Annotated in this window: 17 protein-coding genes; 11 read left to right on the forward strand and 6 right to left on the reverse strand. The window is 70.0% G+C overall.

Annotation, left to right across the window (positions count from 1 at the left end):
* Positions 1–537 precede the first annotated feature (537 nt).
* Positions 538–987, forward strand: coding sequence for a PTS glucose transporter subunit IIA (locus QFZ76_RS09875; protein WP_266443344.1), 450 nt, complete (start codon positions 538–540; stop codon positions 985–987).
* A gap of 78 nt (positions 988–1,065) precedes the next feature.
* Positions 1,066–2,736 (forward strand): phosphoenolpyruvate--protein phosphotransferase, encoded by a 1,671-nt coding sequence (gene ptsP, locus QFZ76_RS09880; RefSeq protein ID WP_307673369.1) that lies wholly within the window; start codon positions 1,066–1,068, stop codon positions 2,734–2,736.
* 70 nt (positions 2,737–2,806) lie between these two features.
* Here the strand turns inward: ptsP and QFZ76_RS09885 are convergent, their stop codons facing one another.
* Both QFZ76_RS09885 and QFZ76_RS09890 read right to left on the reverse strand, forming a co-directional pair.
* Positions 2,807–3,700: a hypothetical protein gene (locus QFZ76_RS09885; RefSeq protein ID WP_307673370.1), complete on the reverse strand. Its 894-nt coding sequence runs from the start codon at positions 3,698–3,700 to the stop codon at positions 2,807–2,809.
* A 293-nt stretch (positions 3,701–3,993) separates the two neighbouring features.
* On the reverse strand, positions 3,994–5,961 hold the full coding sequence (locus QFZ76_RS09890; protein WP_307673371.1) for an acetoacetate--CoA ligase: 1,968 nt from the start codon (positions 5,959–5,961) through the stop codon (positions 3,994–3,996).
* Positions 5,962–6,174: 213 nt separating this feature from the next.
* On the opposite strand from QFZ76_RS09890, the gene QFZ76_RS09895 reads away from it, so the two are divergent.
* The gene (locus QFZ76_RS09895; RefSeq protein ID WP_307673372.1) at positions 6,175–8,541 is read left to right on the forward strand and encodes a glycoside hydrolase family 31 protein; all 2,367 of its coding nucleotides are present in this window, start codon (positions 6,175–6,177) and stop codon (positions 8,539–8,541) included.
* Between the two features lie 2 nt (positions 8,542–8,543).
* On the opposite strand, the gene QFZ76_RS09900 is transcribed toward QFZ76_RS09895, so the two are convergent.
* Both QFZ76_RS09900 and QFZ76_RS09905 read right to left on the reverse strand, forming a co-directional pair.
* On the reverse strand, positions 8,544–9,080 hold the full coding sequence (locus QFZ76_RS09900) for an NUDIX domain-containing protein (RefSeq protein WP_307673373.1): 537 nt from the start codon (positions 9,078–9,080) through the stop codon (positions 8,544–8,546).
* A gap of 68 nt (positions 9,081–9,148) precedes the next feature.
* The gene (locus QFZ76_RS09905) at positions 9,149–9,958 is read right to left on the reverse strand and encodes a M15 family metallopeptidase (protein ID WP_307673374.1); all 810 of its coding nucleotides are present in this window, start codon (positions 9,956–9,958) and stop codon (positions 9,149–9,151) included.
* Between the two features lie 135 nt (positions 9,959–10,093).
* On the opposite strand from QFZ76_RS09905, the gene QFZ76_RS09910 reads away from it, so the two are divergent.
* From QFZ76_RS09910 to glpK, 5 genes are all read left to right on the forward strand, one after another.
* Entirely contained in the window at positions 10,094–10,555 is a 462-nt protein-coding gene (locus QFZ76_RS09910) for a Zn-ribbon domain-containing OB-fold protein (protein WP_373464276.1), read from the forward strand.
* Complete coding sequence (locus QFZ76_RS09915; protein ID WP_307673375.1) at positions 10,552–11,742, forward strand: lipid-transfer protein; 1,191 nt, start codon at positions 10,552–10,554, stop codon at positions 11,740–11,742. Before QFZ76_RS09910 ends, QFZ76_RS09915 begins: the two co-directional genes overlap by 4 nt.
* A gap of 147 nt (positions 11,743–11,889) precedes the next feature.
* Positions 11,890–13,515 (forward strand): GGDEF domain-containing protein, encoded by a 1,626-nt coding sequence (locus tag QFZ76_RS09920; protein WP_307673376.1) that lies wholly within the window; start codon positions 11,890–11,892, stop codon positions 13,513–13,515.
* An 813-nt stretch (positions 13,516–14,328) separates the two neighbouring features.
* Entirely contained in the window at positions 14,329–15,078 is a 750-nt protein-coding gene (locus tag QFZ76_RS09925) for an MIP/aquaporin family protein (RefSeq protein ID WP_307673377.1), read from the forward strand.
* A 54-nt stretch (positions 15,079–15,132) separates the two neighbouring features.
* The gene (glpK, locus tag QFZ76_RS09930) at positions 15,133–16,653 is read left to right on the forward strand and encodes a glycerol kinase GlpK (RefSeq protein ID WP_307673378.1); all 1,521 of its coding nucleotides are present in this window, start codon (positions 15,133–15,135) and stop codon (positions 16,651–16,653) included.
* A 104-nt stretch (positions 16,654–16,757) separates the two neighbouring features.
* On the opposite strand, the gene QFZ76_RS09935 is transcribed toward glpK, so the two are convergent.
* Positions 16,758–17,363 carry an ATP/GTP-binding protein gene (locus QFZ76_RS09935; protein WP_266443316.1) on the reverse strand — a complete coding sequence of 202 codons (606 nt, stop codon included), beginning with the start codon at positions 17,361–17,363 and terminating at the stop codon, positions 16,758–16,760.
* Positions 17,344–20,988 (reverse strand): hydantoinase B/oxoprolinase family protein, encoded by a 3,645-nt coding sequence (locus tag QFZ76_RS09940; protein ID WP_307673379.1) that lies wholly within the window; start codon positions 20,986–20,988, stop codon positions 17,344–17,346. Before QFZ76_RS09940 ends, QFZ76_RS09935 begins: the two co-directional genes overlap by 20 nt.
* 261 nt (positions 20,989–21,249) lie before the next feature.
* Here QFZ76_RS09940 and QFZ76_RS09945 point away from each other — a divergent pair, with 261 nt between their 5' ends.
* The 3 genes from QFZ76_RS09945 to QFZ76_RS09955 all read left to right on the forward strand — a co-directional run bounded on the left by QFZ76_RS09945 (position 21,250) and on the right by QFZ76_RS09955 (position 24,183).
* Positions 21,250–22,098, forward strand: a complete 849-nt coding sequence (locus QFZ76_RS09945; RefSeq protein WP_307673380.1) for an IclR family transcriptional regulator — start codon at positions 21,250–21,252, stop codon at positions 22,096–22,098.
* Between the two features lie 170 nt (positions 22,099–22,268).
* Positions 22,269–23,156: a 3-keto-5-aminohexanoate cleavage protein gene (locus QFZ76_RS09950; protein WP_307673381.1), complete on the forward strand. Its 888-nt coding sequence runs from the start codon at positions 22,269–22,271 to the stop codon at positions 23,154–23,156.
* 73 nt (positions 23,157–23,229) lie between these two features.
* Positions 23,230–24,183: a 3-hydroxyacyl-CoA dehydrogenase NAD-binding domain-containing protein gene (locus tag QFZ76_RS09955; RefSeq protein ID WP_307679973.1), complete on the forward strand. Its 954-nt coding sequence runs from the start codon at positions 23,230–23,232 to the stop codon at positions 24,181–24,183.
* Positions 24,184–24,199 lie beyond the last annotated feature (16 nt).

Here is a 24,199-nt window from a genome sequence, read left to right on the forward strand (position 1 = left end):
TCGACACCACGAGAGCGGAACAGCCAGGCGGAATAAGCCCGGCCGTTCACAGCGTCCTCGCTGTGTATTCTTCAAAGGAACCTCGCCACCGGAAGAATCCGATGGACGGGGTATCAACATATCTGGCGTTGACTTTTGGCACGCTGTTGAGTTCTCAAGGAACGGACGCTTCCTTTGTACTCACCCTCTCGGGCTTTCCTCCGGGCGCTTCCCTTCGCTGTTCCAAACTCTATCAGTGTTTTTCCGGCCCTCTGACCACCGTCCTGCAGGCATGCAGAAGGTGACCCCGAGATAGGATCTGACAAGTTGGGTGCTGCCAGGCAAGGACGCCAGGTGCGTCGCTCAGCCCCGAGCAGGAGTACGACTGTACACGGGCCCGCGGAGCCGGTGCAAATCGATTGGAGATGTGGTCTAGACCTCTAATCGTGAGCTTCGTGCGGAACCGGTACTTCATATGACATACCCTGCTGATCAGCGCGCCGTCCGGGACAGACAGTGACGGTGTCCATATAGATCTCCACCCCCGGGAGGCTTCCCATGACCACCGTGATGTCCCCTCTTGCCGGACGTGCCATCGGACTGGCAGCAGTGCCCGATCCGGTCTTCTCCGGCGCCATGGTCGGCCCCGGCACGGCCATCGACCCCGTGCGTGAGCCTTCCGAGGCTGTCGCGCCCGTGGACGGAGTCATCGTCTCGCTTCACCCGCACGCCTTCGTCGTCGTCGACGAGACGGGGCACGGCGTACTCACCCACCTCGGCATCGACACGGTGCAGCTCAACGGTCAGGGGTTCGAGCTGCTCGTGAACAAGGGCGACACCGTCACCCGTGGGCAGAGCGTGGTGCGCTGGGACCCGGCCGCTGTCGAGGCCGCCGGTAAGTCTCCGGTCTGCCCGGTCGTGGCGCTTGAGGCCACGGCCGAAGCACTCGCCGAGCTCCGTGAGGACGGCGACGTGAAGTCGGGCGACACTCTCTTCGTCTGGAAGTGACGTCGGCGCCGTCGTACGACGGCAAGTAGGGACAACCACCGCGGCGGCGGGACCCGCCGCACTATCGGAGACGGTGAGATGGAGACAACGCTGCGAGGCGTCGGCGTGAGCCACGGTGTGGCGATCGGCGAGGTTAGGCACATGGGAACGGCGGTTCTCGAACCGCCTGCCAAGCAGATCCCGGCGGAGGACGCGGAGCGCGAACAGGGTCGCGCCCGCAAGGCCGTGGAGGCTGTGGCGGCCGACCTTATGGCGCGCGGCAATCTGGCGGGGGGCGAAGCCCAGGCGGTGCTCGAGGCGCAGGCCATGATGGCCCTGGACCCCGAGCTGATGTCGGACGTGGAGCGACGCATCGCCGTCGGGAGTACGGCGGAGCGTGCGGTGTACGACGCCTTCGCCGCGTACCGCGCCCTGCTCGCCGGGGCCGGTGAGTACCTGGCCGGTCGGGTGGCCGACCTCGATGACGTGCGGAATCGTATCGTCGCTCGCTTGCTCGGGGTGCCGATGCCGGGTGTCCCGGACAGCGACGAGCCGTATGTCCTCATTGCTCGGGACCTTGCGCCGGCCGACACCGCTCTGCTGGACCCGACGCTGGTCCTCGGTTTCGTCACCGAGGAGGGCGGGCCGACCAGCCACAGCGCGATTCTGGCTCGTGCGCTCGGGGTGCCGGCCGTGGTGGCGCTGCCCGGTGCGGGCGAGCTGGCCGAGGGCACGGTGATCGCCGTGGACGGGAGCACCGGCGAGATCTTCGTGAACCCCACTGAGGCGAGGAAGACACGGCTTACGGTCGAGGCCGCCGAGCGCAAGGCCGCGCTGGCCGCCTCGACGGGACCGGGTGTCACCTCCGACGGCCACAAGGTGCCGCTGCTGGCCAATGTCGGCGGTCCGTCCGACGTGCCGGCGGCCGTCGAGGCCGGGGCCGAGGGTGTCGGTCTGTTCCGTACCGAGTTCCTGTTCCTCGACGACAGCAAGAACGCTCCGTCGGAGGAGAAGCAGGTCGACGCCTACCGTCAGGTGCTCGAGGCGTTCCCCGAGGGGCGTGTCGTGGTGCGGGTGCTGGACGCGGGTGCGGACAAGCCGCTGGACTTCCTGACGCCGGCCGACGAGCCGAACCCGGCGTTGGGTGTGCGTGGTCTGCGGACACTGCTCGACCACCCAGAGGTGCTGCGCACGCAGCTGACCGCGCTGGCCAAGGCTGCCGAAGGGCTGCCGGTCTACCTCGAGGTCATGGCTCCGATGGTGGCGGACCGTGCTGATGCGAAGGCGTTCGCCGACGCATGTCGTGAGGCGGGGTTGCAGGCAAAGTTCGGCGCGATGGTGGAGATTCCGTCGGCCGCGCTGCGGGCGCGCTCGATTCTTCAGGAAGTCGAGTTCCTCTCCCTGGGGACCAACGACCTCGCGCAGTACACCTTCGCCGCGGACCGTCAGGTGGGTGCGGTGTCCCGGCTGCAGGATCCCTGGCAGCCCGCGCTGCTCGACCTGGTCGCGCTGTCCGCCGAGGCGGCGAGGGCCGAGGGGAAGAGCTGTGGTGTCTGCGGGGAGGCCGCGTCCGATCCGCTGCTCGCATGTGTGCTGACCGGTCTCGGTGTCACCTCTCTTTCCATGGGTGCGGCGTCGATTCCTTACGTCCGGGGTTCGCTGGCGAAGTACACCCTGGCGCAGTGTGAGCGGGCCGCGGCGGCCGCCCGGGCGGCGGACAGTGCCGAGGAGGCGCGCAACGCTGCTCAGGCGGTGCTGTCCGGCGAGTAGTGGCCGGGCCGACCGGCCGTCGGCTGGGTCGAGGGGCGCTCAACCTGCGGGTGGAGCGCCCCTCACGCGTTCAGTGGTGGTGTCCCGGCGTCGGCCCCGTGTCGCCGAGGTCCGGCGGCACGCAGTAGTCGACGTCCGATTCCGGGGAGATCAGGTCGCCGGAGTCGATGTCCGTGCAGTAGGCGTCGAAGACCTCTCCGGCAGTGAGGGGTTCGAGGCCTTCTCCGCGCATGCGCCAGCCGTAGATACGGTCCGGGGCACCAGGGGTGCTGGTGCGCATCACGAGGCCGCCTGGCCCCTGGGTTGCGAGGCCGAGGGCCAGGACGGTGGTGAATTCGAGAGCTTCGGCCTCGTCAAGGTGGGTGGCCCCGTCGGTGTCTTCCTCTGTGTGGAGCACCGACACCAGTGCTTCCGGGGTGCCGGTGACACTGCAGACGAGGTGTCGATCTCCCTGCTGGGCCGTTTCGAGGATGCGGACGAGGAAGTGGGAGGCGCGGACGAACGCCGCGCGGCCGATGTCCTCGCCGCAGGAGGCACAGGCGCCGAGGCGGGCCAGCAGGGTGCTCGCGTACTCCCAGGTGGCCTGCCGGACGGCTTCGTCCACCAGGGCCGGTACGAGGTCGGCCATGGGCTGACCGTCGTAGGGGATGGTCGGGCCGGTTGTCGCGAGCTCTGCTGTGAAGCGTGTGCGGCTGGACTGGATGTCCGGGTCGAGGCCCGCGTCCGTGCAGTACTCGGCGTACTCCTGCGGGTCGAACAGGGCGACCGTGGTGTGACTGCCCTGGGCGGCGCGGGTTTTGAGGAGGTCTTCGACCTGTCGTAGATAGGCCGTGTGGTCGCTGAAGGTGAAGCTTCGGTAGCGCCGCATGGCGCGGAAGTCGTGCTCGTCGGTCAGCAGACCGATGGTGCCGGCGATTTCGCGGCGCAGGACGCGTCGCATGGTCTGGTGGTCGGTGTGCGCCATGGTTCCCCCTGTGTGCGGTCGATCAATGCTCACTCACAGTAACCGGGGGCACTGACAGTGGCGGCAGGGAGAGACTGTCACGGACGATCCAGGGAGGTTCATGCAGGTCACGGCGATGGTGTTGCCGAAGGCGGTCCAGCAGATCGAGCCGGTGGCGACGGCCTCCGTGACGGCGAGTGTTCCGAGTCCCCCTCGCCGAGCTCGAGGCGGCCGACGTGGTGCGGCCGGCCTCGGACTTCGGCGTCGTACTCGGCGCGTCCGAGGCCGCCTACGGCGGTTGACCGGGGCTGGGGTCAGGCGCGTTTGCGGGCCAGGTCCTCGTAGAAGTGGAGCAGGTCGAGGTTGTCGATGGAGCCCGCGTTGACCGCTTTCTCCAATGGGGTGCCCTGGAGGAGTCGCTTCACGGGCACCTCGATGCGTTTTCCGGTGAGGGTGTGCGGGATGCCGGGTACCTCGATGACCTCGTCGGGGATGTGGCGGGGGGAGAGCTGTTCGCGGATCGTCTGCTTGATGCGGTTCAGGAGGGCCTCGTCGAGGACGGTTCCCGGGACCAGGTGCACGAAGAGGGGCATCCAGTAGCCGCCGTCGGGTTGTTCGATGCCGATGACCAGCGATTCCTTGATCTCGGGGAGGCGTTCGACAGCTTCGTAGATGTCGGCCGAACCCATGCGTACGCCCTGACGGTTGAGCGTCGAGTCGGAGCGGCCGTGGATGACGACCGAGCCGCGTGAGGTCACGGTGATCCAGTCGCCGTGGCGCCACACTCCGGGATAGGTGTCGAAGTAACTGTCGTGATAGCGGCTGCCGTCCGGGTCGTTCCAGAAGTGGATCGGCATGGACGGCATGGGGTTGGTGACAACGAGCTCGCCGACCTCGTCGATCAGGGGCTTGCCGCTCGGGTCCCAGGCTTGCAGGTCGGTGCCCAGCCCTGGCGCCTGGAGTTCTCCGATGTACACGGGGAGGGTCGGTACGGCTCCTGCGAAGCAGGAGCAGACGTCCGTGCCGCCACTGACGGACGCGATCCACAGGTCGTTGCGGACCTCGTCGTGCAGCCAGCGGAATCCGTCGGGCGGCAGGGGTGAGCCGGTGGTGGCGACGCACCGCACCGTGGAGAGGTCGTGGTCGCGGCCTGGGTGCACGCCGGCCTTGCGGCAGGCCATGACGTACGCGGCCGAGGTCCCGTAGAGCGTGGCTCGGGTGCGTTCGGCGACCCGCCACTGGGCGCCGGTGTCGGGATAGCCGGGGCTGCCGTCGTAGAGGACGATCGTGGTGCCCGTGAGGAGGCCGGAGACGAGGAAGTTCCACATCATCCAGCCGGTGGAGGTGTACCAGAAGAAGCGGTCCTCGGGGCCGAGGTCGCAGTGCAGGCCGAGCTGCTTCAGGTGCTCGACGAGGATGCCGCCCTGGGACTGGACGATGGCCTTGGGCAGGCCGGTCGTACCCGAGGAGTAGAGCACCCACAGAGGGTGGTCGAAGGGCACCTGCTCGAAGACGGGCTCGGTGTCGGCGGCCGTCAGGGCCGACCACTCCAGTGCGCCTTCGGGAGCCTCGGTGCCGAGGAGGGGGATGTGGACGACGGCGCGCAGGGTGGGCAGTTCGCGGCGCAGTTCGGCGACCGTGTCGCGGCGGTCGTGCTGCTTGCCCCCGTAGCGGTAGCCGTCGACGGTGAACAGGACCACCGGTTCCACCTGCTGGAAGCGGTCCAGGACGCTGCGGGCGCCGAAGTCAGGCGCACAGGACGTCCAGACGCCGCCCACGGCGGCTGTGGCCAGGAGGGCGACCACCGCCTGCGGGATGTTGGGGAGGTAGCCGCTGACGCGGTCTCCGGGGCGTACGCCGAGGGCGCGGAGTTCGTCGGCCAGGGAGCCGACCTGGCGGCGCAGTTCGGACCAGGTCACCGGGCGCGGATCGTGGATCTCGTCGACATGGAGGAGGGCGGGTTCGTCCCCACGGGTCTCGGCGGCGCGCAGGGCGTGCTCGGCGTAGTTCAGGGCGGCTCCGGGGAACCACTGGGTGCCGGGCATCGAGCGGTCGCCGAGCACGCGCGCGTAGGGGGTCGAGAAGCGTACGTCGAACCACTCCGTGACTGCTTTCCAGAACGTGTCCAGCTCGTCGACGGACCAGCGGTGGAGTGCGGGGTAACCGCCCTCTGCGGGAGCGCCGTGCTGTTCGGCGGCCCATGCCTGGAACCTGGTGACCTGTGCCTGGGCGATGTGTTCCGGATCTGGCTGCCAGAGCGGCTGGGGGTTCACGGTCGACATGGGGCGGCTCCCGGAATGTGCGCGTCGTGTGCGTCGTCCGCGCACGGGCTGGGGTGTGCGCGTGACGCGGCTGATATGGACGATGCCATGTGATCAAATCCTGCACCAGGGTGTGCCCCACATAGTCCGTGTCGTGAAGATGTGGTCCCAGCACGGGTGAACGGCAGTTGAACGACACGCAATCGTGGGGCAGTCAATGGCAGGCTGAGCAGCATGGACGGTCGTGACCTGGTGCATTCGATGAAGGTGGTCGGTTCGGTGGGATCGGCCCAGGGGTTGCGTACCGTACGCGCCGCGTGGCGCAGGAGGCGTGCCGATGCCTCCGAGCTGCCTCCGCGGGGGGCCGAGCGGGCGCGGGTGCCCGGGCCCGTGCGAGAGGTGCAGCCCGGGCCCGGGGGCGGTGTCGTCCGGTTCAGCCGCTCCGAGCTGCGGGTCACCGTCGCCGTGAACGGGGCCGTGTTCTTGGGGTGGGACGGGGCCGGTCCCGAGCCGTCGTACGCGCTCGCCGGCCGCTGCCCGGAGCCGGACCCGCGAGCGGTGCTGGAGCCGGACAAGGACGGCGGCTGGCGGGTCGTGGCCGAGCGGGCGACGGTCGCCGTCTCGCGGCACGGCTCGGTCGAGGTGCTGACGCCCGGAGGGGTGACGCTGCGCCGGGATCTGCCGCCCCGCTGGTGGGAGCCGGTCGGCGGCGGCCGGGCGCGCTGGATGCAGCGCTCGGAGGTGGCTGCCGACGCGCGGTTCTTCGGGCTCGGTGGGCGCGCTTCGGGGCCCCGGCTGCGCGACGGGACGTACCGGCTGTGGAACACCGACCCCGGCCGCCCCTTCGGACCCGACGACGACCCGCTGTACGTCACGATGCCGGTGCAGCTCGTGGTGGCCGACGCGGCCACGCATCTGGCGTTCCACGACACCTCGTGGGACGGCACGGTCACCCTTCGGGAGGGCGAGGAGGGCGCCGGTTCCGGACACGACCGGGCCGGCACGTCCGAGCTCAGGATGGACGGCGGGCCGCTGCGCTGCTGGGTGATGGTGGGCACCCCCGCGCGCGTGCTGCTCGCCTGGGCCTCGCTCACCGGGGCACCGGCGCTGCCGCCGGCCTGGGCGCTCGGTCACCATCACGGGCGGTGGGGCTTCGGCAGTGAGCAGGATGTGCGACGGATCGTTTCGGGGTATCAGCAGCGCGGTCTGCTCCTCGACGCGGTCCACCTCGACATCGATCACTATGACGCGCACCAGGTGTTCACCGTCGATCAGGATCGCTTCCCCAAGTTGCCGGTGCTCGCGGAGGAGTTGCGTCGGGACGGGATCCGGCTGGTGTCGATCGTCGATCCCGCGGTCAAGGCCGAACCCGGCAATGCCGTGTTCGACGCCGGGACGGACGAGGAAGCGTTCGTACGGGACGGGGCCGGGCGGCTCGTGCGGGGAGTCGTGTGGCCCGGGGAGGCCGTCCATCCGGACTTCACGCATGCACGCGTGCGGCATTGGTGGGGGCGCCTCTACGAGGAGCGGCTCGCGCAGGGTTTCTCAGGCTTCTGGCACGACATGAACGAACCCACCTCGTTCGCCGCCTTCGGGGAGTCGACGCTGCCGCGGTCGGCCAGACACGCGCTGGAGGGGCGGGGCGGGGACCATCGCGAGGCGCACAACGTGTACGCGCTGTGCATGGCCCGGGCGGCATACGAGGGGCTGCGCGAACTGGCCCCCCAGGAGCGCCCCTTCGTCTTCTCGCGCTCCGGCTGGGCCGGGATGCAGCGTTATGGCGGGACGTGGTCGGGCGACGTCGCCACGGGCTGGCCCGGACTCCGGGCGTCGCTGTCGCTGGTCATGGGGCTGGGGCTGTGCGGGGTGCCGTATTCCGGGCCGGACGTGGGCGGCTACGACGGGAGTCCGTCGCCCGAGCTGTATCTGCGGTGGTTCCAACTGGGTTCGTATCTGCCGCTCTTCCGCACCCACGCGAGTCATCGGGCCGGGCGCCGGGAGCCGTGGGAGTTCGGTGCCGATGTGCTGGAATACGCGCGCGTGGCGCTCGTCGAACGTCGACGGCTGTTGCCGTACTTCGTGACCCTGGCGCATCTGGCCCGACGTACGGGGGCGCCCTATGTGCGGCCGCTGTGGTGGTCGGCGCCAGAGGATCGCTCGCTGCGTGACTGCGAGGACGCGTTTCTGCTGGGGGACTGCCTGTTGGTGGCACCGGTGCTCGATCCGGGAGCGGACCGGCGAGCAGTGCAGTTGCCACGGGGACGCTGGTACGACACGGCGACGGGGCAGGCCTACGAGGGGCCGGGGCAGGTCCTCGTGGACGCTCCGTTGTCGCGGATTCCGGTACTCGCGCGGGCGGGCGCCGTCATCCCGGTGCGCGGTGCGGACGGCGGGCTGGAACTGGAGGTCTGGGCGCCGGCCCGGGGACGCGTCGGGGGCGGGCTGGTGGTGCCGGACGCGGGCGACGGCTGGGACGAGCCTGAGGTCGAACGCTACGTCGCCCGCTGGAAGGACTCACGGGTGGTCGTCGAGCGGGAGGGTGAGGACGGCCTGAGCGAGCCGCCTCACCCCGTGCGCGTGCGGGGGCTGGGGACGGGCTGAGGTCAGACGTACCGGCCTTCGAACCATGCCCGCACGACCAGCGTGTGCAGGGGGAAGGCGAGCTCCTCCGGCCTGCGCAGGAGGTGCCAGCCCTCCGTCTCGTCCGTGGCCGCGGACGGCGTGAGCCCGTCCGCGGAGCGCTCGGGCAGGACCCCGAACAGCAGGAGGTGCCCGTCGGAGGAGCTCAGCGCGTCGACGAGCCGTACGTCGCGGCTCGCCGCGTCGATGCCCGTCTCCTCCTTGAGCTCGCGGACGAGGGCCTGCCGCCAGTCCTCGCGGTCGTCGATGTAGCCGCCGGGCAGCGCTATGCCTCCGCGCGCGGGGGTGATGGTTCGGGTGATGACCACCAGGGCGGTGCCCTGCGTGTCGTACACGGGTTGGAGGGCCACCGCGACGGGGAGCGGATTGCGGTAGGCGACCGTGCTGCAGGCCGGACAGGTGCGGGGCCAGTCGGAGACGCCCTCTCCGTAGAGAGCTCCGCAGGCCGAACAGTGGGAGCCGGGCGCGGAGTTGGTGATGGAGTGCTGAGTTTCGGACACGCGGCGGACTGTATCCGATCACCGGAAGGGCGTCTTCCGGAGGTGGCCTTCTTGCTGTCGGTCAGCGTTCAGTGGCTGTTGGTCAGCGACTTCGCGGACACCGGGAAGTCGAAGTAGGTGTCCGGATAGGGCTCGGGCTTGTAGGTGTAGTGCCACCACTCCTCGGCGAGGTTCACGAAGCCGAGAGCCTCCAGGGTGCTCTTGAGGAGCAGCCGGTTGGCCCGCTGTTCACCCTGGATGCGGGGATCGAGGGTGTGCGAGAGGGTGTCGAAGCAGTCGAACCCGGTACCCATGTCGACGGAGTTGTCGGGGAAACGCTCGCTCTTGGGGGCGTAGCAGGGCACCAGGGGCTCTCCCGGAACGTAGGGCCTGGTCGGCCTCGCTGGGAGCTTCACGATCGTGAGGTCCATGGTGGAGCCGCGGCTGTGGCCGGATTTCTCGGCGATGTAACCGTCCTCGAACAGACGGGTCTTGTCGACGTCCGGGTAGAACTCGCTCTTCATGGCCTGGTCGTCGAGGTCCTTCGCCCAGCGCACGAAGTGGTCCACGGCGCGCTGCGGCCGGTAGCAGTCGTACACCTTGAGGGTGTAGCCCTGGCGCAGGAGTTCCACCTGCGCCTGGTGGAGCGCTTGGGCGGCGGGACGGGTGAGGATGCAGACCGGCTGCCGGTAGCCGTCGATGCGCTCGCCGACGAAGTTGTGCGGGGTGAAGTAGCGCATCTCTTGGATGATCGTCGGGTCCACGGTTCTCAGGGCCACGAAGTCCTCCGGCGCCTTGGGTTCGGCGCTCGCCCGGGCGGTGCCGGAGGCGGTGGTCACGGCCAGTAGGACGGCGAACGGGGCGACCAGCCTGCGTACTGCGCTCGTGAGTCGTGTCATGTCTCCTGCATCTATCAGGAGTGTGTTCCGCCGGGGAAGCGATCGGATGCAGTTCGCCTCGAAGTGAGCATCACGACGACGGGCCTGCCCATGTGACGCCCGCCGTGGCACACTTCTGACGATCCGTCAGATTCGATGCCGGGAGGGAACGTGTCGCTTACGCCTACACCTGTGGTCGCCGGGTTGTTCGCCGGAGACGGGGACGACTTCACGCTGCTCGGAACCCGCTGCCGCGCCTGCGCCTCGGTCTTCTTCCCCCGCGAGGAGTTCAACTGCCGCAATCCCGGGTGCCAGGGCGGCGATCTGGAGGAGGTCCCGCTCTCCCGGCGCGGACGCATCTGGTCGTACACCGACAGCCGATATCGGCCTCCGTCACCCTATGTGACCAATCCGGAACTTCCGTGGGAGCCGTGCGCGTTGATCGCTGTGGAGCTGGAGGCAGAGCGGATGGTGGTGCTGGGACAGGCGGTTCCCGGAATCACCGTCGCCGATCTGGCGGTGGGCATGGAGGTGGAGGCCGTGCCCGGCGTGCTCCATGAGGACGCGGAGACGAGCTGGACGACCTGGAAATGGCGGCCGACGGGGGTGACGGCGTGACAGGTGAGGTGGCCGTGCTCGGCGCGGGCATGCACCCATGGGGGAAATGGGGGCGTGGCTTTGTCGAATACGGAGTGGTGGCGGCCCGCGCGGCCCTTGCGGACGCCGGGCTGGACTGGCGGGAGGTCGGCTCGGTCATCGGCGCGAACACCGTGCGGGGCGGCTATCCGGGATATGTGGCCGGGGCCACGTTCGCGAAGGCACTGGGCTGGCAGGGGGCGCGGGTCACGAGCGTGTACGCGGCGTGCGCGTCGGGGGCGCAGGCGGTCAACACCGCACGCGGACAGATACTTTCGGGCCTCGCGGAGGTGGTGCTCGTGGTCGGCGCCGACGCCGCGCCGAAGGGGTTCTTCCGGCCCGCGGGCGGAGACCGGCCCGGTGATCCGGACTGGCTGCGCTTCCGGGTCCTCGGAGCGACCAACCCCGCCTACTTCGGGCTGTACGCGCGTCGGCGGATGGCCGTGCACGGTGACACGACGGAGGACTTCGCACAGGTCAAGGTGAAGAACGCCGCCTTGGGCGCGCTGAATCCCTACGCCCGCTATCGCAAGCGGGTCACCGCCGAGGAGGTCGCCGCCTCGGCGGTGGTCGCCGATCCGCTGCGGTTGCTCGACATCTGCGCGACCTCGGACGGCGGGGCGGCCGTGGTGCTGTCCAGCATGGAGTTCGCGCGCCGGCACGGGGTGGCGGATCCGGTGCGGATTCGGGCCGTGTCCACGGTGACGCCGCGCTACCCCAACACCGTGCTGGATCTGCCGGACATCGCGACGGACTCCGCCGTGGCGGCCGAGCCGGCCGACGAGCCTTTCCGGTCGTCCATCGCGCGGGCGGCCTACGAGGAGGCGGGCATCGGGCCTGAGGATCTCTCCCTGGCCGAGGTGTACGACCTGTCCACCGCCCTGGAGTTGCAGTGGTACGAGGACCTGGGGCTGTGCGGGGAGGGCGAGGGGGCGAAGCTGCTGCGGGAAGGCGCGACGACCCTGGGCGGACGCATACCGGTCAACGCGAGCGGTGGGCTCGCCTCGTTCGGAGAGGCCGTGCCGGCCCAGGCGATCGCCCAGGTGTGCGAGGTGACCTGGCAGTTGAGAGGGGCTGCGGGTGACCGGCAGGTCGCGGGCGCGCGGGTGGGAATCACGGCGAACCAAGGGCTGTTCGGGCATGGGTCGGCGGTGATCGCGGTGCGGTGAGGGCGGGGCGGGAGGAGTCCGGCCGGCCCACAGAGGGGACCAAGGGCCGCAAGGGCTTTCCCATACGCTGTGTGACCATCCCGGAATCCTGCGTGAACGTCTCATGAACTGGGCCTGGGCGTCCTCCGACAGCGCCATCATGCTCCCGTGCGCTCCTGGACGGATACTCTCCGCTTCGCCTTCCAGCCGGTGGTCAATCTGACGACCGGCGGGGTCGCGGGGCTGGAGATACTCGCCCGCCCGGAGACCGGGGACATCCTGGCCGAGGCCCGCCGTGACCCCGAACTCGACGGTCGGCTGGCGGTGTTGGCGGTCCGCTCGGCGGTTCGCAGGGAGACCCTGCTGCCACTGCACGTCAACGTGTTCGCCGGCACCCTCGCCGACCTCGGCGGACTCACCCCGCTGCACGACGCCGTGCGCCAGGCGGGGCGGCTGCCGTGGGAGGTGACGATCGACGTCGGCCCGCCGTACACCCACGTACCGCAACAAGCGCTGTTGGAGGCACTGGCCGGGCTGCGGGAGCAGGGGTTCCGGATCAGTGCGGACGGTGTCGGCGACGGGGACGTACCGCTGCGGCTCCTCACCGACATCGCGCCCGACCTGGTGAAACTCGACGCGTCGCTGCTCGCGCGGCCGGCGGCCGTGCGGGCGATGCGGACCCTGTGCGACGAGCTGGGTGCGCTGCTGTGCGTCGAGGGGGTGGAGACCGAACTGCAGTGCGCCGCGGCGCTGTCGGCCGGGGCGCAGCTCGCGCAGGGCGAGCTGTTCGCGCCGACGTCGAGGCTGCCGGCCGCGGACGTATACGTTCCGCCCCGCTCCCCCGGTGTCGTCGAGCCGCCGCGTTCGGGGCCGACAGTGCGGGAGTTCGTACGGCCCGCCGCGCTGCTGCCCGCCACCGCGTCGGCGAGCCAGGTGCGGGCGCTGCTGACGGGGTCGCCGGACGTGTCCGGGGTGCTCCTCGTGGACCGGGACGGGGCGCCTGTGCGGTCGGTGCACCGGTCCCGCTTCCTGCTGTCCATGTCGGGCCGCTACGGGCATGCCCTGTACGCCGATCGGCCCGCCGCCAAGCTCGGCGACCCGCCCAGGACGGTGGGCGTCGACGCCACGGCGTGGGAGGTCCTGGACGTGGTGGCCGTCGGGGACCGGGACCGTACGTCGGACGACGTGGCCGTCGTCGACCGGTACGGCCGGTGCGTGGGTGTCGTACGGCTCGCGGACCTCGTGCGAGCCCTGGCCGAGAACCGGGTCGAGGAGGCCGCCGGGCTCAATCCGCTGACACGGCTGCCCGGTTCGGACGCGATCACCGCCGAGGTGGACCGGCGGATCGCGAACGGGCGGACCTTCGCGCTCAGTTGGCTGGACGTGGACCACTTCAAGCAGGTCAACGACGGGGCCGGGTTCGCGGCCGGTGACGAGCTGATCCGGTCCGTGGGGCGGGCGCTGCTGCACGCGGTGTCCGGCAGCGCGCGGGTGGGCCACATCGGCGGGGACGACTTCCTGGTGCTCGCGGATCCGGAGGGGCTGGAACCGCTCGCCGCCTCGGTGCTGGACGTCCCCTGGTCGGCGGGCGGGCGTCCCGTCACGCTGTCCCTGGCGACGGTGCTGTGCGTGCCGGGCAGCGTGACGGATCACCGGGAAGCGGCAGCCTGTCTGGCTCCGCTGAAGCAGGCCGCGAAGTCCCTGGACGGGGCGAGTTGGGTGCTGGGCCGCGCCGGGCTGGCCGGGCACGAGATCCGTCGAGGGTCGGGGGCGACGACTGTGCGGGCGGGGTAGGCGGGGCGGATACCGGCCGGGGAGTCGCCGGCGTGGGCGCGGGCGGCCGTAGCACGGGGCAGCATGGCCGGTGCCGTAAACACGGGGCGGACGTTGGCCGGCCCGGAGCCGGTCGACGCGGGGGCAGGCACTGGCCGACGTGGGACAGGCAGCAGTAGGCGCGGACCAAGCACTGGCCGAGGTGGCCGGCCACGCGCGCTGTGGGGCAGGGACGATGTTCTCGGCCGTCGGGGGCTTCTCGCCCTGCTCGATCCAGAGGCGGCGCATGCACTGCCGATGCGGGCGGACTGGCGTAGGCGGGAGGGCAGGCACTGGCCGGGCGGCCTGGCAACCGCAGGCGCGAGCAGGCACAGGCCCAGCAACCACACACGCCAAGGCGGCACAGGCCGACACCGCTTGCCGGACCGGAGAGGACCTTGAGGGCCGCCCGTGGCCGTCCCTGCGGCCCAGGCGGATTCCCGGCGGCCCTTTCCGCCCCTCGCCCCGGCCCGGAGGAAAGGTCACTGCTCGGGCTCGGCCACAAGCCCCTCAAACGTTGCCGTCGGCGACCTTGACGCTCCCTGGACGCCGGTGAACACTTCCGGTATCAGTCGACATCGCCGTACATTCTCGGCGTATTCAGGCACTGCGCCGCGCGGGTCCACCTGAGCCGAGGCCCGTACCCCCACGGGCGATTCGGCTGCGACGGCACGCTCGTCGCGGACGCCGGGCGGGGCGCGGGACTCTCCCTGCCCTCGGCAGTTCGCCAAGGGAACCGCACCCTGCACGGAGGACCGGGGCCGATCGTCCCGGGCCCAGGGCCTAGGAGCCGCCATGAGCAACGGAGACATTCTCGTCGGCGAGATCATCGGTACCGCGATCCTGATCTTGTTCGGCGCCGGCGTATGCGCCGCCGTCACCCTGAGATATTCCAAGGCGAGGGCCTCAGGGTGGATCGTGATCGCCTTCGGTTGGGGATTCGGCGTGCTGGCGGGTGCGTACACCGCCGCTCCCCTCTCCGGCGGACACCTCAACCCGGCCGTGACGTTCGGCATCGCCGTCGACACCGGTGAATGGAGCAAGGTCTGGCTCTATGTGCTGGGCCAGATGGTCGGCGCCATGCTCGGCGCCGTCCTGTGCTATCTCACGTACTTCGCCCAGTTCCAGGCCAATGTCAGGGAGACGGGCACCACGGAGGGCACGGCGGAGGAGCCGCTGCCGACGCTCGGTATCTTCTCCACCATCCCCGAGATCCGGAACCCGGTCGCCAACCTCGTCACGGAGATCATCGCGACCGTCGCGCTCGTCCTGCCGATCCTCGCCTTCGGGCTGACCACGGGGCTCGGTGAGTCCGGGACCCTCGTGCTGATCGTCTCGCTGCTGGTGGTCGGTATCGGTCTCTCGCTCGGCGGGCCGACCGGCTATGCCATCAACCCGGCGCGCGACCTCGGCCCACGCATCGTGCACACCTTCCTGCCGATCCCGAACAAGGGCACCTCCGACTGGAAGTACGCCTGGATACCGGTCGTCGGCCCGCTGATCGGCGGAACGCTCGCGGGTCTCATCTACAACGCAGCCTTCTGAGCAGCTTCCGAGCAGCTCTGCGCAGCATCCTGAATCCCAGCCCAAGGGGTAGCCATGACGGACAACGCCGCCAAGTACGTCGCCGCAATCGACCAGGGCACCACCTCCAGCCGCTGCATCGTCTTCGACCACAACGGCGCGATCGTCGCCGTCGACCAGCGCGAACACCGCCAGATCTTCCCGAAGCCCGGCTGGGTGGAGCACGACGCCACCGAGATCTGGTCCAAGGTGCAGGCAGTGGTCGCCGGAGCGATCGCCAAGGCTGGTCTGCGCGCCGACCAGCTCAGCGCGCTCGGGATCACCAACCAGCGCGAGACGACGGTTCTGTGGGACCGCGCGACCGGCAAGCCCGTGCACAACGCGATCGTCTGGCAGGACACGCGTACGGCCGCGCTGTGCAACCAACTGGGCGGCTCGGACGGGCAGGACCGTTTCCGCGAGCAGACCGGGCTGCCGCTGGCCAGCTACTTCTCCGGGCCCAAGGCGGCCTGGCTGCTCGACAACGTGCCCGGCCTCAGGGCGCGCGCCGAGCGCGGCGAGATCGCCTTCGGCACCATCGACTCCTGGCTGATCTGGAACCTCACCGGCGGTACGGACGGCGGGCAGCACGTCACCGACGTGACCAACGCCGGGCGGACCATGCTGATGGACCTGGAAAGCCTCCAGTGGGACGCGTCCATCCTGTCCGCGATGAACGTGCCCGAGGCCGTGCTGCCCGAGATCAGGTCGTCCGCCGAGGTGTACGGCACGGCGGTCGGCCAGCTCGCGGGCGTACCGGTCGCCTCGGCGCTGGGCGACCAGCAGGCCGCGGTGTTCGGGCAGGCCTGCTATGACGTGGGCACGGCGAAGAACACGTACGGAACCGGCAGCTTCCTACTGCTCAACACCGGCAACCGCCCGGTGCCGTCGAAGAACGGGCTGCTGACGACGATGGGCTACAAGATCGGGAGTGAGGCGCCGGTCTACTGTCTGGAGGGTTCGATTGCCATAACGGGCGCACTGGTTCAGTGGTTCCGCGACCAGCTCGGCATCATCCGTACCGCCGACGAGATCGAGCCCCTGGCGGCGAGTGTCGAGGACAACGGCGGGGCGTACATCGTGCCCGCGTTCTCCGGTCTGTTCGCGCCGTACTGGCGTTCCGACGCGCGCGGTGTCGTCACCGGCCTCACCCGGTACGTCACCAAGGCGCACCTCGCGCGCGCGGTGCTGGAGGCGACGAGCTGGCAGACGCGGGAGGTCGTGGACGCCATGTTCCAGGACTCCGGGGTGCAGATCACCACCCTCAAGGTGGACGGCGGCATGACGAAGAACAACCTCCTCATGCAGCACCAGGCAGACGTGCTCGACGTGCCGGTGATCCGGCCCAAGGTGTCCGAGACGACCTGCCTGGGCGCCGCCTACGCGGCAGGCCTCGCCACCGGTGTGTGGAACGACCTGGACGAACTCAAGGCGCACTGGCAGAAGGACGTCGAGTGGACGCCCGCCATGGAGGCGTCGGTGCGCGACCGTGAGTACCACAACTGGCACAAGGCCGTGGAGAAGAGCTTCGGCTGGCAGGAGGACGGCGAGAACTGAGGCTCCACGCGCGCGTGGACGACAGCAGGGTCCACGCGCGCGTGCGGTGCGCCCATGGACAGCGGCCCGTACCCCGGTCGGCGGGGGTACGGGCCGCGCCCGCGTCACGTCGTGACGGCCTGGCGGCGTTCCGCCGCGTACGCCATCGCGTGCTCGACCACGCCGATCAGGACTTCCTTGACGGACTCCCGATCTCGGGCGTCGCACAACAGCAGCGGTACACCGTCGTCGAGGTCGAGGGCCTGGCGTACGTCCTGGGCCGGATAACGGGCCGCTCCCTCGAAGCAGTTGATGCCGACGACGAAGGGTATGGCGCGCCGCTCGAAGTAATCGACAGCGGCGAAGCAGTCCTCCAGACGGCGGGTGTCGGCGAGGACGACGGCTCCGAGGGCGCCCTCGGAGAGCTCGTCCCACATGAACCAGAACCGCTCCTGGCCGGGGGTGCCGAAGAGGTACAGCACCAGGTCCTCGCGCAGGGTGATGCGGCCGAAGTCCATGGCCACGGTGGTGGTGTGCTTGCCCTCCACACCGCTTGTGTCGTCGACCGGGCGTCCTGCCTCGGTGAGCAGTTCCTCGGTGCGCAGCGGCCTGATCTCGCTGACCGCGCCGACGAGGGTGGTCTTGCCCACGCCGAATCCGCCGGCCACCAGGATCTTGAGCGTGACGGGCTCGACCGGGGGCTTGCCACGCTCAGAACGCCCGAAGATCATCGATCTCTTCTCCTGCTTGATGGGGTGCGGGCGACGGAGGACCGTAGCCTCCGCCACCGGGGGTTTCGATGACGAGTACGTCGTTGGGGCCGACGTCCGCCGCGTCGCTTCCGGCGAGTTCGGTGACCGTACCGTCCGCGTGTTCCACGCGGTTGGCGCCCAGCGCGCCGGGTTCGCCACCCGCCATACCGTACGGCGGGACGCGGCGGTGCTGCGACAGCGTGGAGACCGTCATCGGCTCGTGGAACCTGATGCGCCGCACCGCGCCGTCCCCGCCGCGCCACCGTCCGGCTCCGCCGCTGCCGGGCCGTACGGCGAACTCGTCGAGCTGCACGGGCAGTCGCCACTCCAGGACCTCGGGGTCGGTGAGCCGCGAGTTGGTCATGTGGGTCTGGACGACGGGCGCGCCGGGGAAGCCCTCGCCCGCGCCGGATCCGGAGGCGACGGTCTCGTAGTACTGGTGGCGGTCGTTGCCGAAGGTGACGTTGTTCATGGTGCCGGAGCCCTCGGCCTGCACGCCCAGCGCCGCGTAGAGCGCGCCGGTGATGGCCTGGGAGGTCTCCACGTTGCCGGCGACGACCGCCGCGGGCGGCTCGGGCGCGAGCATGGAGCCCGGCGGGACGACGATGTCGAGGGGGCGCAGACAGCCGTCGTTGAGCGGGATGTCGTCGGCGACCAGGGTGCGGAAGACGTACAGGACAGCCGCGTTGACGACCGCGAAGGGCGCGTTGAAGTTGGTGGTCAGCTGCGGTGACGTGCCCGTGAAGTCGACGGTGGCGGAGCGGTGTTCACGGTCCACGCGCACGCTGACGCGAATGACGGCGCCGGAGTCGGTCTCGTAGGCGTACTCACCGTCGTCGAGAGCGTCGATGACCCGGCGGACGGCTTCCTCGGCGTTGTCCTGGACGTGCTTCATGTACGCCTGTACGACGTCCAGGCCGAAGTTCTCGATCATGCGGGCGACCTCGTCGACGCCCTTCTGGTTGGCCGCGATCTGGGCGCGGAGGTCGGCGAGGTTGGTCTTGGGGTTGCGGGAGGGGTAGGGCGCCTCGGTGAGCAGGCGGAGCGTCTCCTCCTCGCGGAAGCGGCCGTGCTCGGCGAGCAGCCAGTTGTCGAAGAGGATGCCTTCCTCTTCGATGCTGCGGCTGTTCGCGGGCATGGAGCCGGGGGCGATGCCGCCGATCTCGGCGTGGTGGCCGCGGGCGGCGACATAGAAGAGGATCTCCGGGTCACTCTCCGTGTCCGTCGGATCCTTGGTGTCGAACACGGGGGTGATGACCGTGACGTCGGGCAGGTGGGTGCCGCCGTGGTACGGGTCGTTGACCGCGTACGTGTCTCCCGGCCGCATCGCGGAGCCGCGCCGCCGGATGACCTCCTTGACGCTGGTGCCCATCGAGCCCAGGTGGACGGGGATGTGCGGGGCGTTGGCCACCAGGTTTCCGTCCGGGTCGAAGAGCGCGCAGGAGAAGTCCAGCCGCTCCTTGATGTTGACGGACTGGGCGGTGGACTCCAGGCGGGCGCCCATCTGTTCGGCGATGGACATGAAGAGGTTGTTGAAGACCTCCAGCAGAACCGGGTCGGCTTTCGTGTCGAGATCGGAACTCTGCGTAATCGCCGCGCGTTCCATGACCAGATGCCCGTCGTGGGTCGTCGCGGCCCGCCAGCCGTCGTCGACGACGGTCGTCGCACTCGCCTCGGTGATGATCGCGGGGCCGGTGACAGTCTCGCCGGGGGGCAGTTCCTCGCGGCGGTGGAGGGGTACGTCGCGCCAGGCGCCGCCCGTGTGGAGGCGGGCGGTTTCGGGCGCAGCGACGGTGTGGCCCTGGTAGGTGGCCAGGGCGGAGAGATCGGGGGGTGCGGTGATGCCGGTGGCTTCGACGGAGAGGGCTTCGACGACGATCGGGCGGTCGAGGGTGAAGGAGTACGTGGCGCGATGACGTTCTTCGAAGGCGTGCCTCATCGTGTCGGGCTCGGTGAGCTCGACGATGAGGGGGGTGTCGGTGCCGTCGTAGCGCAGTTGGGCGCGCCGGGTGATCTGGATGCGGCTCTCCTGGACGTCTTCGGCGAGGAGTTCGGCGCGGGCGGCGCTCTCCAGGTCGTCGGCGGTCTCACGGACGCCGGGCATGGAGGCGGGCTCCAGCGGTGCCTCCACGGACTGTTCGCGCATGGCCGTGGTGTCGGCGAGGCCGATACCGAGGGCGGAGAGGACACCGGCCATGGGCGGCACGAGGACGGTGCGGATGCCGAGCGAGTCGGCGACCATACAGGCGTGCTGGCCGCCCGCACCACCGAAGGTCGTGAGGGCGTAACGGGTGACGTCGTGACCCTTCTGGACGGAGATTCGCTTCACCGCGTTGGCGATGTTGGCGACGGCGATCTGCAGGTAACCCACGGCAACCTGCTCGGGGGTGCGGTCGTCGCCGGTCCGCTCGCGGATCTCGCGCGCGAGGGCGGCGAAGCGGTCGCGGACGAGTGTGTCGTCGAGGGGCTGGTCGCCGTTCGGGCCGAACACCCTGGGGAAGTGGGCGGGTTGGATGCGGCCGAGCATGACGTTGGCATCCGTGACGGCGAGTGGGCCGCCGCCCCGGTAGCAGGCGGGGCCCGGGTCCGCGCCCGCCGAGTCCGGCCCTACGCGGTAGCGGGAGCCGTCGAAGTGGAGGACCGAACCGCCGCCGGCCGCGACGGTGTGGATGTCCAGCATCGGAGCGCGCAGCCGGACGCCGGCGATCTGCGTGGTGAAGACGCGTTCGTACTCGCCGGCGAAGTGCGAGACGTCGGTGGAGGTGCCGCCCATGTCGAAGCCGATGACCCGGTCGAAGCCGGCGAGTTGCGACATGCGGGCCATGCCGACGATGCCGCCGGCCGGGCCGGACAGGATGGCGTCCTTGCCGCGGAACTGCCTCGCTTCGGCGAGGCCTCCGTTGGACTGCATGAACATCAGCCGCACGCCGTCGAGTTCACCGGCGACGCGCTGGACGTAGCGGCGCAGCACCGGCGAGAGGTAGGCGTCGACGACCGCGGTGTCTCCGCGCGGGACGAGCTTCATCAACGGACTGACCTCACTGGAGAGCGAGATCTGCGGGAAGCCGGTGCGGGCGGCCAGTTCCCCGACGGCCTGTTCGTGGGCCGGGTGGAGGTGGCTGTGCATGCAGACCACGCCGACGGCCCGGATTCCGTCGTCATAGGCCTGCTGAAGGGGACCGGCGAGGGCGTCCAGGTCGGGGGCGCGCAGGACGGTTCCGTCGGCGGCGATCCGTTCGTCGACCTCGACGACCCGCTCGTACAGCAGCTCGGGGAGTTCGATGCGGCGGGCGAAGATGTGGGGGCGGTTCTGATAGGCGATGCGCAGGGCGTCGCGGAAGCCGCGGGTGACGACCAGCAGGGTCCGTTCGCCTTTGCGTTCCAGGAGGGCGTTGGTGGCGACGGTCGTCCCCATGCGGACCGCCTCGACAGCCCCCTGGGAGCCGTCCAGCAGATGGCGGACACCGGCGACCGCCGCGTCGGAGTACCGCGCCGGATTGTCCGACAGCAGTTTGTGTGTGAGCAGACGGCCGTCCGGGCGACGCGCGACGATGTCGGTGAAAGTGCCGCCTCGGTCGACCCAGAACTGCCAGCCCGTCGTCACATCCGTCTCCCCGATCGCACTGCTCGGCACCGTGTCCACAGCCTGGTGGGGGACCTGCTGCGGATGGTCGTCGACGATGGGTCAGATCATAACGGGAGGGCTGTTTCGTCGCCCGCGGTGCACCTGGTGGCGGAGGGCCTCGGTGGGGCTTGTCCTCGCCCTTGGCCGGAAGGCAGGAGTGTTCACATAACGCGATTCCTGCGCGGATGGTGAGATTATGAAGAAGGCTGTCAAGTAGCCCCTTCAGGAGCCGAGGAAGAGATGCGTATGCCGAAGGCCGAGCGCCCCGTCAACACCACCGACACCACCGACACCGCCGAGTCCCCCTTGGCCACCGAGCCGGGAGGGGCGTCGGGCAAGGTCCAGTCGCTGGAGCGGGCGATCATCCTGTTGCAGGCGACGGCCGACAGCGCGCCGGACGGCGATACGGCGTCGAACCTGGCCGCGCGGTGCGGGCTCAACCGCGCCACGGCCTGGCGGCTGCTGTCCACGCTGGAGCAGCACGGCCTGGTCGAGCGCAGCCCGGTCACCAACCGCTACACGATCGGCTTCGCGGTCGCCCTGATGGCATCGACCGCCGGCTTCGACGGCCTGATCCGCCGCGCGCACGCCACTCTGCGCCGGGTCAGCGAGCAGACCGGCGAGACCGCCAACCTCGCGGTGGTGCAGCAGCTCGGGCTGACCTATATCGACGAGGTGACGCCGCCGGTGGTGCTGGCGGCCCAGTGGCTGGGTCGTCAGGTGCCGATGCACGCCACGTCCACGGGCAAGGCGCTGCTGGCCTGGCTGCCCGAGCAGGAGGCACAGTCACTGCTCGACGGGCCGCTCGACGCGTACACGGACACCACCATCACGGGCCGGGCGCGACTGCGGGCCGAGCTCGAGCGGACCAGAGAGCGCGGTTACAGCGTCTGCGTCGGCGAGATGGAGCGGAACCTCTACGGGGTCTCCGCGCCGGTGCTGGGCGGCCGGGGTCGACCGTTCGCCGTGGTCAGCATCTGGGGTCCGCATGACCGGGTCCCCGAGTCACGGTTCGCGGCGCTCGGGCCGCTCGTGCGGGCGGCGGCGGAGGAGATCGCACAGGCCGCACAGGGAGCACAGGCGCTTTGAGGAGTGGTCACGCGGGAGGGAGCCACGTGCAGCGTGCACTACCCGCGTTCATTTCGTGCGACGCATGCCCGCATTGTGAAACAGACTCTTGAGGACGTCGCCTTCCGGCGGCTAGGGTCGGAATCCTCCCGTCGCCCCACGCCTCTGCACAGAGAGGAACCAACGCGACCATGAACCAGGACGTCATCATCACCTGCGCCCTCACCGGCGCCGGCGACACCGTGCGCAAGAGCCCGCACGTCCCCGTCACCCCCGAGCAGATCGCCGTCTCCGCGGTGCAGGCCGCGGAGGCCGGTGCCGCCGCGGTCCACATCCATGTACGCGACCCCGAGACCGGAGCGCCCTCCCGCGACCCTCGCCTGTACCGCGAGGTCGTCGAGCGGATCAAGGAGACCGGGACCGACGTCGTCATCAACCTCACCGCGGGCATGGGCGGCGACCTGGTCATCGACCCGGAAGAACCGCTCAGGCAACTCCCGGGCACCGACCTGGTCGGCGGCCTGGAGCGGTTGCCGCACGTCGAGGACCTGCTGCCCGACATCTGCACCCTGGACTGCGGTTCGCTCAACTTCGGTGACGGGTCGAACCTCTATGTCTCCACGCCCGACATGCTGCGCACCGGCGCCAAGCGTATCCAGGAGCTGGGTGTGCGGCCGGAGTTGGAGATCTTCGACACCGGACACCTGTGGTTCGCCAAGCAGTTGCACGCCGAGGGACTGCTGGACGATCCGACCGTGTTCCAGCTGTGCATGGGCATCCCGTGGGGCGCGCCCGCCGACCCGGGAGTTCTCCAGTCGATGGTGAACATGCTGCCCGAGGGCGCCCAGTGGGCCAGCTTCGCGCTGGGCCGCATGCAGATGCCGTGGGTCGCTCAGTCGATGCTGCTCGGCGGCCATGTGCGGGTCGGTCTGGAGGACAACCTCTACCTGGGCAAGGGGGTCAAGGCGACGAACGCCGAGTTGGTGGAGCGGGCCGTGACGATCATCGAGGCGTTGGGGGCGCGGGTCGCGACACCGGACGAGGCTCGGCTCACACTCGGCCTCAAGCCCCGGAGTTGAGCAGTGGCTCATCCGTCCCGTTTTTCAAGGAGTCCTCAGTAAGGAGCCCTCAGTGACGGAGACTTCCGCCCCCATTCCCTCCCCCGAGGACGCACGCCGCGTGGCCTGCGTGGGCGCCGGAGTGATCGGCGGCGGCTGGGTCGCCCACTTCCTCGCCCGCGGCTATGACGTCCGGGCGTGGGACCCGGCCCCCGACGCCGCGGCAAGGCTGCGCCGCCTCGTCGATGCTGCCTGGCCCGCGCTCGAACAGCTCGGTCTCGCCCCCGGCGCCTCCGCCAACCGCCTCACGGTCACGGCGACGCTCGACGAGGCTGTGGCCGAGGCCCAGTTCGTGCAGGAGAGTGCGCCGGAAAAGCTCGACCTCAAGCGCAACCTGCTGGCCGAGCTGGACGCCGCGACACCCGCCGGCGTCGTCATCGCCTCCTCCACCTCCGGCTATCCGATGACCGACATGCAGACCGAGGCGGTCACGCCCGGCCGGCTGGTCGTCGGCCACCCGTTCAACCCGCCCTATCTGATCCCGCTCGTCGAGGTCGTCGGCGGGGAACGGACGGACCCGGAGGCGGTCCGATGGGCGGCCCGTTTCTACGAGGCGGCGGGCAAGTCCGTCATCACCCTGGACCGCGAGGTCCCCGGCTTCATCGCCAACCGGCTCCAGGAGGCCCTGTGGCGGGAGGCCCTGCACATGGTCGCGAGCGGTGAGGCGACGGTCCACGACATCGACCGGTCCATCACCGAGGGCCCGGGACTGCGCTGGGCGATCATGGGTCCGATGCTCACCTTCGCCCTCGCGGGCGGCGAGGGCGGCATGGCCCACATGCTCGACCACTTCGGTCCGTCCCTGAAGTCCCCGTGGACCCGGCTGGCGGCCCCGGAACTGGACAAGGCGCTCTACGACGCCGTGGTCGCCGGCTGCGACGACGCGGCGGACGGCCGTACGATCGCCGACCTGGTCGCCGAACGCGACCGGGGAGTCATAGCGGTCCTGCGCGCCACCGGCCGCCTTCCCGGGGCCGGTGCCACGTGAGCGTGCCCGGGCCGCC

This window comes from Streptomyces sp. V4I2 (assembly GCF_030817655.1).
Classification (GTDB): domain Bacteria; phylum Actinomycetota; class Actinomycetes; order Streptomycetales; family Streptomycetaceae; genus Streptomyces; species Streptomyces plumbiresistens.